Below are 12243 nucleotides of genomic sequence, written 5' to 3'. Positions count from 1 at the left end.
CTGATAAAATTTATTTTTTTACAAATTACTTTTTGTAAAAGTAGCTGGATAACTAACATTAGTAATGCAAATTTCGTATGTTTAGTATACTACTAAACAATATAAAAATTAGAGATTTTAGCAAAAATACTGAAGAGATCATTATTTTATGACTATTTAGCTTATAAATAATTGATTCTATTTTTTTAAGTCAAAATAATATTGTATTTTTCAAAATTATATATTATCTTTTTTATCCATGAAGAATATACTTATTACCAGTAGTTTTAATATGATGAAACTAATTCACAAAGTCGTAATATCAAAAATAATCTTAATGAACATTTTGAAACTTTAAACTATTAATAATAAGTTTTCTCCAAATATATTTAATGCTAGGATAACACTAATATCGCGTTACGCTGTTTAAAAAACCTATAAAAAGTAATTCTTCTTTAGTTTATATACTAAATAAAAAATTTTTACTAACACAAGTATTTACTAAAGACGTTTCTAAGCAATATTTTCATGTTATTCAAATAGCACAAATTATTTTTCTTTTGCTTGCATTGTCATCATTAAGTCTAGCATTCTACAAGAATATCCCCACTCGTTATCATACCAAGCAATTATTTTGAAAAAATTTGGGTTTAATTCAATTCCTGCTTTTGCATCAAAGATACTAGAATATGTAGAACCATTGAAATCCATAGAGACTACATCTTCATCTGTGTAACCTAAAATATTTTTTAAATTTCCTTCAGAGGCTATTTTCATAGCTTTACAAATATCTTGATAACTAGTTGATTTAGTTGTTCTAAATGTTAAATCAACAACTGAAACATCTGGGGTAGGAACTCGTAAAGCCATTCCAGTTAATTTGCCTTTAAGTTCGGGAATAACTAAAGTTACTGCTTTAGCAGCTCCAGTTGAAGCAGGAATAATATTTTGTACTGCTCCTCTGCCTCCTCTTAAATCTTTTTTACTAGCTCCATCTACAGTCGGCTGTGCTGCCGTCATAGCATGTACTGTTGTCATTAAACCTTCCTCTAAACCAAAACTGTCATTAATAACCTTGGCAATAGGGGCTAAACAATTAGTAGTGCAGCTGGCATTAGAAATAATATGATTTTTTAGAGGGTTGTAACTAGAGTGATTAACTCCTAGAACGATAGTATGGACTTTTTCAGGATCTTTTGTAGGAGCAGAAATAACAACTTTTTTAGCACCTGCTTTTAAGTGTTTACTAGCAGTATCATAAGTAGTAAATAAACCAGTAGATTCAACAACATAATCTACTCCAATTTTTCCCCAAGATAGTTCCTCAGGGTTACAAACTGCAAAACAAGGTATAAAGTTTCCATTAATCAGTATTCCTTTATCAACAGCTTCTACAGTTCCATCAAAACGTCCATGGGTAGAATCATATTTAAATAAGTAAGCAATATTTTTGGGAGGCACAAGATCATTTATACCCAAGAATTCAAAATCAGGATTATTAATGCCTGCCCGTAAAACTAACCGTCCAATACGACCAAAACCGTTAATACCGACTTTTATCCTTTCCATAAGAAAAACTCCTTAAAGTAAATGACTCTAAATTTAAAGTAAAAAGACAAATAAAATTTACTTGTTCTGTATGATTTTTTTAATAATCGATATTTTTAAAATTCATTCTAGCTTAACTAATTCAAAAATTATAAAATAAATGGTCAACATGAATTTAACATGCCCAAAATAATATATTTAATAGGTTGTTATTAGTTTTATTCTATTTATTTTTTTTGAATTTTTCTATTAAAATAATTTAATATTATTTTGGAAAATAAAAGAAAAACATTATAAGTTCGAAGAAAATAACATATAACTACTAAATAGTTTTTAAATCAGAAAATATTAGCTAATATATACTTTAATAATCTATCAATAAGGCTTAATCTATCTTAGAAGTTTATATTTCTTATATATCTTAATTTTTTATAAATATTTTTTACTTTGTATAAAACAAAAACACATTAAAGACTTTACTTAATAAATGAGAACTATTAATGGATTTAACTTGAGTGTTATATTATCAGAAATAATTAGAAATTTTAAGACAGAAAGCTTTTTTTAGTTTTGTAATTCAAATTGTTTATATGTAAATACTAAATTTCCACACTCTATATTTCAAATCTCTAAAAAACGCTAACATTAAACTTGCTTGACTATAATTAATAACTTATCTTTTCATAATAAATAAGTTATTAAAATATTTCGTAGTATTTACAAACTAAAAATCTCCATGAGGATTCATCAAAGATAACACTATATTTATAAATTAATAGAATATAATAAATGTTAATATAATAGTTGAAGTAAAAGTATAGAAAATCATTGCAGAGTAGAAGATAACTTATTTATCAATCTATACAGTTTTACTTTATAGATTAATAAATAAATTATTCATTTTATTTAAATCATAGCTTAATATAAACGCTTAAGTTATTATCAATAAATTAAGACTAAATCATCTCACTGAAATATCTGTTATTAATTTTTCTATTTCCAAAAAACTAAAAATCCAACTTAAGATAAAATGACTATAGATAATATTAGGCTACGTAACGAATTTGTTAATACGCAAGTGATTACTCGAGAGGAGGGCAAAAGATTAGGAGTTGTTAAAGAAGTTTTAGTTGATATCGATCAACGAGAAGTAGTTGCTCTTGGTTTACGAGATAATATGTTTTCTATTTCAGGAGTGTCAGACCATATTTATATTACAAGTATTTGTCAAATAGGTGATGTCATTTTAGTTGATAACCAACATGCAGTTGAGATTATTGATACTAATTTATACTCTCCTTTGATTAATTGTGAAGTTATTACTGAATCCGGAGAATCTCTAGGACGTGTTCGAGATTTTCAATTTGACTTGGCAACAGGTAAAGTCTTATCTATAATTATTGCTTCATTAGGTTACCCTCAAATTCCTGATCAAATATTAAGTACATATGAAATCTCAATGGATGAAGTAGTCAGCAATGGTCCTAATCGCTTGATCGTCTTTGAAGGAGCAGAAGAGCGACTTACACAATTAACTATGGGGTTTTTACAACGCTTAGGTGTTAGTCAACCTCCTTGGGATAAAGATGATGAAGATTATCTTTATTCTTCTTCAACAACAAGACCTGAGAATCAGCTAGGTACTGGGACTCCTGTTAGAGATAATGTACAAACAAGAGGATCTTCAGTAAATGAGCAGTGGAATGAAAATACTTTAGAAGAACCAGTAACCTTTATGTCTCCAATGGGAGAAAAAAATCCTATTCGTTATCAAGAATATGAAAATAGTTACGAAGAGACAAATTGGGAAGAAATACAACAAGAAGAAATTGTATCCCAATCAATTAGCTATAAAGAAAAGCAAAATAAATTCAACGAAGAACAAAGTGATGTTTGGGAAGACAAAAGTGAATTGGAATCATATACGCCTAATCCTGTTAATATTTCGGAAAAACAAGTCGAATATCATGAGGAAGAGGCTTAAATTGAATTAATTATAAAAGTTTTAATTTAGTAATTATAGATGATAGAAAATAGAAATTTAAGAAATCTTTATCTTAATTGAAGTTACTCTTGAAAATATTAGAATATAATATTCTTAAATATATATTTAATTTAAGCGATAAAACTAATGTACTGTATCAATAGTATACATTATTGTAATTTAACATTGTAACTAAGACATAAACCACAAATTCATAATTCAAAATTCATATTAAAGTTAGTTCTATGGGCGAAAAGTATTTATAGAAAATACTTTTCAGATTTAATTACCATACTCATTTTTCTTATATATTTATAACTTTAATTATTTCTGTAAAGTCAAGATACTATTATTAACAGCTTTAGAAACAAAATTTGATACTATATAGTCGAAATAGTTTTATAAAATATTAAATAAGTAATGAAAACAAAACGTATAAAAGATTTATTTCATAATGGAGTACCTGATGAAAATGCCACTATTCAAGGATGGTTACGTACAAAACGAGAGCTGAAAGAATTTACTTTTATTGAAGTTAATGACGGATCTAGTTTAAAAAATTTACAAGTTATTCTTGATAAAACTATTTCTAATTATGAAGAAACTATCGTACGTTTAAATACAGGATCTTCCGTAGAAGTTTCAGGAACATTAGCTACTTCACCAGGTAAAAATCAAAATATTGAGCTAAAAGCTACCACAATAAAAATTTATGGCGATTCAAACCCCGAAACTTATCCTCTTCAAAAGAAACGTCATTCATTTGAATTTTTACGTACTATAGGACATTTAAGAAATCGTACTAATACATTAGGCGCAGTAATGAGAATTAGAAATTCTTGTGCTATGGCCATACATAAATTTTTTCAAGAAAAAGGATTTATGTTAATTCACACACCAATCATTACAGTTAATGATTGTGAGGGAGCAGGAGATTTATTTAAAGTTACAAATTTTGATCTATCTAATATTCCACGGAATGAGAAAGGTAACACTGAATATACGCAAGATTTTTTTGGCAAGCCGGCATATTTAACAGTTAGTGGTCAACTAGAAGCCGAGGTTATGGCTATGGCTTTTCAAAATGTTTATACTTTTGGTCCTACATTTAGAGCAGAAAATTCTAATACTTCTCGTCACTTAGCTGAATTTTGGATGGTGGAACCAGAAATGGCTTTTTGTGACCTTGAAGGAAATCAAGATGTAGCAGAAGAATTTTTAAAATATGTCTTTAAAAGTGTATTACAAAGTTGTCCTGAAGATATGGAATTTTTTAATAAGTATATTGATTCAACAGTCCTAGAGACAGCAGAAAAGATCACTAATAAAAAGTTTGAGCGTATAACTTATACAAATGCTATTAATTTACTAGAAAATTCTAACAAGCTGTTTGAATATGCAGTAGAGTGGGGAATTGATTTACAAGCTGAACATGAGCGTTATTTAGCAGAAGAAGTATTTAAAAGTCCTGTAATTGTTACTAACTATCCTACTGTTACTAAAGCATTTTATATGCGTTTAAATGATGATCAAAAGACAGTAGCTGCGATGGATATTCTATTTCCTAAAATTGGTGAAATTATTGGTGGTTCTCAACGAGAAGAGAGACTAGACATATTAGAAGAAAGACTTCAAGCACAAAATATTATTACTGAAGATTTATCATGGTATCTAGATCTACGAAGATATGGAACTGTTCCTCATTCAGGATTTGGGCTAGGTTTTGAGCGGATGGTACAATTTATGACAGGAGTCAAGAATATTAGAGAGGTAATACCTTTTCCTAGAACTCCTTTAAATGCAGAATTTTGATAAATTGAATAATTCTAAACATATATTATTATCAAGCTTATGAATTTAGAATTATTTTCAACACCATATTAGAAGCAGTTAAGTATTACTTACTGTTTATACTTATATTACTAAGATATTTCTTGAAATATTACAGTTCAAGAAATATCCCTATAAAATATTTTTTTCTTTGAATATTGTATTTAATATTTTATACTAATTTTCAGTTGCTTTATAGTTTAAGAATTAACTTAAATTATTTACTCAGATTACGTAATTAAAGTCAATATTCATTACTTATAAAAATCTTGCAATATCTTGAGAAGGCTTTGGATTTTTATCGATAGTTCTTGATCATCTACATCAAAAGTAAGTTTTAGTAGTGTTAAAACTATTATTATACTTACTAAAGTAAGGAATGTAGACTTAATAACAGTAAAAATCCAACGAAATATTATTGATATGATTATTATAGAAGTGATAAATATAATTAGATTAAGCAACATATTATGTATTTTGCTTAGTATGAAAAAGTATATGTGATATTTCGATCGGATTATTTTAGAATAATTAATTTATGTCTATTTCTTTACGAGCATTAGGGCTGTTCCTCTTGCCCATTGATCAGCCTCTAATATATCATCTAATGTTGGTTGAGAAGAATTATTAGATACAAAAAGTTCACAAGTTTTTTCGATAATATAAGGAATTGCTAAAAAAGTAATTTCTTTATTTAAAAATGATTTGACAGCTTGTTCATTGGCTGCATTAAGAACAGCTGGCATAGCACCGCCAGCCTTTCCCGCTGCATAAGCTAACTTAATACAAGGGTATTTATCATAATCTGGTTTTTGGAACGTCAAATTACTCATCTTTGCTAAATCTAATTGTTTCCAATCTGTATGAATTCTCTTAGGCCAAGATAAAGCATATAGTAATGGAAGGCGCATATCTGGCCATCCGAGTTGAGCTAAGACTGAAGTGTCTATTAATTCAATTAGAGAATGGATAATACTTTGTGGATGGATAACGATATCTATATTACTATAATCTACTTCAAATAAAAAATGTGCCTCAATTACTTCTAAGCCTTTATTCATTAAGGTAGCTGAATCTATAGTAATTTTTTTACCCATTGACCAATTAGGATGTTTTAAAGCATCTTCAACTGTTACAAATTTAAGTTTTTCAGTTGGTAAATCTCTAAAAGCTCCTCCTGAAGCAGTTAAAATAACGCGTTTTAAATCTTTATTATCTATACCTTGTAAGCACTGAAAAATTGCTGAATGTTCTGAATCTGCAGGTAATAACTTAACCCCATATTTTTCTATCAAGGGTAATACAACAGGCCCTCCAGCAATAAGTGTTTCTTTGTTCGCTAAAGCAATATCTTTTCCTGCTTTTATTGCTTCAATTGTTGGTAATAATCCTGCACATCCTACTATACCTGTAACAATACTTTCTGTATCTCCATAACATGCCACTTCTATAACACCTTGATCTCCAGCTACGATTATAGGAGAGTTATCTAAAGTAGAAATCATATTTTTCAAATTTTCTACTTTTTCTTTATTGGCCACTGCAACAATCTCAGGATGGAATTGTTTTATTTGAGCGAATAGTAGTTCTATATTAGAGTGAGTAGTTAATCCCATTACTTTAAACTGTTCTGGATACTGATAAACGATATCAAGTGTTTGTGTTCCTATAGAACCAGTAGAACCGAGAATTGAAATTTTTTTCACGATGCTGTTTATTATATTAAAAGTCAATATTACTATAAAATTACTGGCGACATATGCAAAGTTTTATGTTTTTTTTCTATTTGGAACACTTATTCATATTCCTATTAACAATCTTATTCCTAATTTTTTTTCTTAAAACTATTACGTCAAAATACTTTAAAATAAAAATTAATGTCTTAAAAAGTTAATTTAATGTGTACTTTAAGAGTATAAATAATAAAGATTATTTATGTGTAATCAATTCTAAAATTTAGATTGGTATTTAGCATAATCGTAAGTTTTAAACATAAACTAGAAAACCTTTTAATTATTTAAACTGCATTATTTTTCGTAACAAAAAAGTAATTTTCTAAATGAATCATTAATTTTATTGATGTGTTAGCTTTCCCTTCTTTCTTTGTTTTTGCTATAGATGTTGTCACAATATTAATATTATTGATCCATTGGAAATAACAGTAACACTCCCACTTCAAACCTACTTTACTGTACATATACATTGGTTTTTTGACTTTTATATATTTTAAAACTGTATGTATGTAAGTAATTGAATTATCAATTGCATTTACACTAATTTTTATCAGATTAATTCTGCTTTTAGCTGTAAATTTTACTCTTGACATGTTATTTTTCTTTATAGTATTCAGGTCAATTGTAGTAGGAGAATATAAAGCTTTTTCTAATTTTCCTTCTATCCAAAATAAATTAGATTTATGCTTAGCCTCTTGTTTATTAGATGCTATAGAAGCTTTTTGTACTGTTTTATTTTCGAAAACTGTCCGAAAAACAAATTGTCCTGATGGTGTTAATTTTTCAATATAATTTACATCTTTTTGCAAAATTGTAGAAGCTATTTGTAACGTTTGGGTAGCTAAAACAATTTGTTCTTTAAAGTAATATAATAATTCGTTTTTCATTAACTTCTCATTTTTTAAGTTTTGATACTTGCCAAATGTTAAGTAATATAAATCACATGGCTTCAACATTCTTTGTTTTAACCTGTGTTTAGCTTCCATTGCAATTTTATCTAATTTCGATATCTTAAAACTGTCTTTAAGAATTTGAGAAAATTCTCTATCAGATAATAAAGAAATTTTATTTTGATCATTTAAAATACTTGTTACTTTTTCCAAATACTCTATTTGAAAATATTGAGTACGCTTTTCTTTGATTTTTAAGTGTTCTTTATTAATATATTGAGCAATTTTTTCTAATTCTTCAAATAAGTAAGGATTTTTTCTTTGTTTGATAAACATTGCCTTTAAAATCTTATGATTAAGATAATCAGCAATACGACGAATAGGAGATGTAAAATGAGTATATGCAGGAACGCATAAGGCAAAATGACTAATCACAATAGGAGAATAACTTGCAGAATTTAACCAGTTTTTAAGTTTTTGGCGAATTAATGTAGGTAATCCTAAGGCAACCAGAGTTTCAACTAAAAGTTTATTTTTAGGTGCAATTGCAGAACATGTATGATTACGATAAAGAATAGGTAATTTATGTTGTTCTGCTAAGTTAGCAACAGCTGTATTAGCTAAAACCATAAATTCTTGAATAATTCGTTGTGAAAGATATATAGAAGTTTCTACTAGCCTCCCTTCCTCATCTAATGAAATACCTTTAATAATACTTTGTCCAAATGCTCCAATATCTTTTCTTTTTTTTGCTAATTTCTGTGCCCACAACTCACAGTAACGTAATATTTGGCATAAAGGTTGAGAAATATCTTCAACAGTTTTATCTGCTGCTGCATAAGAAAACTTCTTCATGCTTATTAAAGATGTAGATAAAAGCTGAGTATTTTTAATATTGGCTACTTTGTCTAAGGTGATTTTAATAGTAATAGTTAAGCGTGGGCGACCTTCTAATAAAGATAGTTTATTATCAGACAATTCATTTGGGAATAAAGGATTTGTAGATAAAGCCAGATAGTTAGTCTCGATTTGCTTTAATGCTTTCTTTTCAAGCTCTGACCTTTCTGGAATTAATGCTGTTACATCAGAAATATGTACTGAAATAATAGCGCCCGATTGATAAGGTTCTATCCATATAGCATCATCGAGATCCTTGGAGGTTTTACTATCAATAGTAAAACCTAAAACAGCTTCCCTTTCTTTTATTATTGAAGATTCTACTAGAAGTTTTTGAAGTTCACAGTAATTAACTGAAGAAAGAGTCATATCTTATTGTTAAAGTAAAAAATTATAATTAAAATATTTATTATTTTGGGGCAGTACCTTATTTAAGTTAGGTACTATATTTAAGACAGTACTCAGAATAATATAAATTAACTAAGAATCTTTGATTTACTATGTTCTATATATAAAAACATAAGATATATTGGTTGATTTCTTATCTAATCTTCTAGAAATTAGATATTAATACTAATAATATTTAAAAAACTATTAATAATTACAAAACATAATTATTAATATGAATATATTAATAATTATGTTTTGTAATTATTAATATATTCATATTAGTTAATCAAAAAATATTTTGTAAGTTAGATTAATCTAATTATGCTAGCACTATGTAGTAAGATATACTACCATCCAAAAAATTGTTTTTAATAATAACGAGAAAATTTTTAATCTTGCTGTATCAAAAGTTAGTATGGTGATTTTTTCTTTGTAAGTACTTTATCATTTGTTTTTTAAGATAAATGCTAGGATATCTCAGTAATTTATCTTTCCACTATTCTCTAATTCTCTTATTTAAAGGTATCATGTTAAAGTCTCTTGTATTCAACAATAAATTGCTTAGTATTATCTTCATCTCTTTTATTTTAGAAATAGCGACATCAATAACTTTTCCTAGCCAAGTGCTGTCTCAATCTACCTTATCTCAACAAGCTGTAGAAAAACAAGAAGATAATGCAAATGATATATCAGATTTTAATAATTTTCGTCCCTTGACACAAGACAATAGTCTACTAAGTTTGCAGGGAGGAGAGAAACTAATGAATGAAGCAAGTAGTGCTATCAACCAAGAAAATTATGACTTAGCAGTAGCGAAATTACGCCAAGCTCGTAAGGTTTTTAATCAGTTATCTAATTTTCATTTACAACTAGCTAATAGTTTTTCTGGTATAGACACACAAGTATATGATGCTCAAAGAAATAGTGCATTAAAAACAGGGCAAATGAGAGATTCAGCAACTTATCAATTAGCTTTAGTACATAGAGCACAAGATCAAGCTGAATTGGCTGTTCCTTTACTTATTCAAATAATCCGCTCCCAAAATCCTACTACAGATTTAGGAAAAAAATCTTATCGACAATTATACGAATTAGGTTTTGTAAATGTCCCTTTTGATAATCAAGAACAGGCTACTCTCAATTTTAATTGATACTCTTTTAATACTTAAAATTTTATACAGTGCATAAAATCTGATCTAAAAAAACTTAAGAATATAAACATTGTATTGATATCTATTTTTGAATTTAGCGAAGTTTGATACAGTAGATAACAATAATCTTAGTATCCTCAATGTCCTCGGAACAAATTTAAATGGTTGCACTAGTACAAGTTGAAGATATGATTAAAACTAAACTTCCTGAAGCCCAGATAATTGTCAAAGACCTTACTGGAGGAGGTGATCATTTTGAGGTAATTGTCATTTCTACAGAATTTGAGGGAAAAACAATGATTAAACAACATCAATTAGTTTATAGTACTCTTCAAGATGCTATGGTTTCTGAATCTATTCATGCTTTAGGATTAAAAACTTACACACCTAAAACATGGAAAATAGCTCAACAAAAAATTAAAGCTACATAATAATGTAGTTCTAATTTAAAATTAAATCAATAAATAAATATTAAGGAGTAATTATGACACCAGAAATTAAAAACAGAATTGAAGAGTTAGTTAATAGCAATACAATATTCGTATTCATTAAAGGCAGTAAATTAATGCCTCAATGTGGATTTTCTAATAACGTAGTACAAATTTTTAACACATTAGGAAAAACTTTTGAGACTTTTGATGTTCTAAGTGATCCTGAGATTCGCGAAGGCATTAAAGAATATTCTGATTGGCCAACTATCCCTCAAGTTTATATTAATGGTGAGTTTGCTGGTGGTTCTGATTTAATGATTGAAATGTATCAAAATGGAGAATTGCAACAACAAATAGAAATTGCTCTTGCTTCTTAAAAAGTATATATTCTCATTACATTGTAAACCTATAATAAAAAGTCTAAACTTAATTTAGACTTTTTATTATAGGTTTGTTCATTAATATATGAAACTCTATATTTATAACAGGTAATTATCAGCAAAGAGTATGTTGAAATGTTATTTTTTGTTGGTAAAAAATATACTTTAAAGTTTTCTTTATATATTGTCGTAGTTAATATTACAGATTTCTCAATACAAAATTTGATATTCTAGTATTAGGAATATTGATTTAGAGGAATAAAAACTAAGATGAGCCTTTTTCATACTGCCATTGTTGAAGAAAATCCTCATCTACGTTCTTTACTAAGTTGGCATTTACAAAAATCTGGTTACGCAACACAACAATATTCAAACTTACAACAAGCTCGTAGTATTTTTACTCGTAAGCAACCAGCTCTAGTTATTTTAGATACAGATATCTCTAGTGGAGATTCAATTGAATTGTGTCAATGGCTTTATCAACAGAGACAATCCATGATTCTTATATTGTCTGATCAACATGAAGAAAAAAAAGTCGTTAGAGGATTGAATGCAGGTGCCGATGATTATTTGGTAAAACCTTTTGGAGTGAAAGAATTTATGGCTAGAGTAGCTGCATTGACTAGACGTATACGTGTTGCTTCTGCACCTTTGTCTTTAAATTATGGCGACTTAAGAATTGATCTTGTCCAAAGGCGTGTACAACTACGAGGAAACTTTATAGACCTTAGTCCACAAGAATTTAGCTTACTTTACGTCCTAGCACAAGTTGAAGGAAATCCTCTCAGTCGTTCAGAACTACTCCAAAAAGCTTGGCCAGAAGCTATAGACAATCCACGCACTATCGACACTCATGTATTATCTTTGCGAAAGAAAATAGATATTGATTCTTGTCAACCTAGCTTAATTCAAACTGTACGTAATGTAGGATATCGTTTTAATTCAGAAGCAGTTCAGAAAATATCATCAAAACATCTTGAAAATCTTGGAAAGAATATTGCTACTTTAAAACTGAATGGGGTGTAAACTC

9 protein-coding genes are annotated in these 12243 nt (G+C 28.1%); 6 read left to right on the top strand and 3 right to left on the bottom strand.

What is annotated here, in order from left to right:
* Positions 1-528: 528 nt before the first annotated feature.
* Positions 529-1548, bottom strand: a complete 1020-nt coding sequence (gene gap, locus LPC16_RS01645) for a type I glyceraldehyde-3-phosphate dehydrogenase (RefSeq protein ID WP_229637501.1) — start codon at positions 1546-1548, stop codon at positions 529-531.
* 1009 nt (positions 1549-2557) lie between these two features.
* On the opposite strand from gap, the gene LPC16_RS01640 reads away from it, so the two are divergent.
* A complete protein-coding gene (locus LPC16_RS01640; RefSeq protein ID WP_229637500.1) occupies positions 2558-3511 on the top strand; it encodes a PRC-barrel domain-containing protein in 954 nt (317 codons plus the stop codon).
* Positions 3512-3931: 420 nt separating this feature from the next.
* A complete protein-coding gene (gene asnS / locus LPC16_RS01635) occupies positions 3932-5323 on the top strand; it encodes an asparagine--tRNA ligase (protein ID WP_229637499.1) in 1392 nt (463 codons plus the stop codon).
* 560 nt (positions 5324-5883) lie between these two features.
* On the opposite strand, the gene LPC16_RS01630 is transcribed toward asnS, so the two are convergent.
* A complete protein-coding gene (locus LPC16_RS01630) occupies positions 5884-7047 on the bottom strand; it encodes a 1-deoxy-D-xylulose-5-phosphate reductoisomerase (RefSeq protein ID WP_229637498.1) in 1164 nt (387 codons plus the stop codon).
* Between the two features lie 311 nt (positions 7048-7358).
* Positions 7359-9230: a ribonuclease catalytic domain-containing protein gene (locus tag LPC16_RS01625; protein WP_229637497.1), complete on the bottom strand. Its 1872-nt coding sequence runs from the start codon at positions 9228-9230 to the stop codon at positions 7359-7361.
* Between the two features lie 548 nt (positions 9231-9778).
* Here LPC16_RS01625 and LPC16_RS01620 point away from each other — a divergent pair.
* The 4 genes from LPC16_RS01620 to LPC16_RS01605 all read left to right on the top strand — a co-directional run bounded on the left by LPC16_RS01620 (position 9779) and on the right by LPC16_RS01605 (position 12239).
* Positions 9779-10402 carry a hypothetical protein gene (locus LPC16_RS01620; protein WP_040054507.1) on the top strand — a complete coding sequence of 208 codons (624 nt, stop codon included), beginning with the start codon at positions 9779-9781 and terminating at the stop codon, positions 10400-10402.
* A gap of 161 nt (positions 10403-10563) precedes the next feature.
* A complete protein-coding gene (locus LPC16_RS01615; RefSeq protein WP_040054429.1) occupies positions 10564-10833 on the top strand; it encodes a BolA family protein in 270 nt (89 codons plus the stop codon).
* A gap of 53 nt (positions 10834-10886) precedes the next feature.
* A complete protein-coding gene (gene grxD / locus LPC16_RS01610; protein ID WP_040054430.1) occupies positions 10887-11210 on the top strand; it encodes a Grx4 family monothiol glutaredoxin in 324 nt (107 codons plus the stop codon).
* Between the two features lie 273 nt (positions 11211-11483).
* Complete coding sequence (locus LPC16_RS01605) at positions 11484-12239, top strand: winged helix-turn-helix domain-containing protein (protein ID WP_229637496.1); 756 nt, start codon at positions 11484-11486, stop codon at positions 12237-12239.
* The last annotated feature ends 4 nt before the right edge of the window (positions 12240-12243 follow it).

Source organism: cyanobacterium endosymbiont of Braarudosphaera bigelowii, assembly GCF_020885515.1.
Classification (GTDB): Bacteria; Cyanobacteriota; Cyanobacteriia; order Cyanobacteriales; family Microcystaceae; genus Atelocyanobacterium; species Atelocyanobacterium thalassa_A.
Note: the sequence above shows the minus strand (reverse complement) of the source record. Positions and strands in the feature narration are given on the sequence as shown.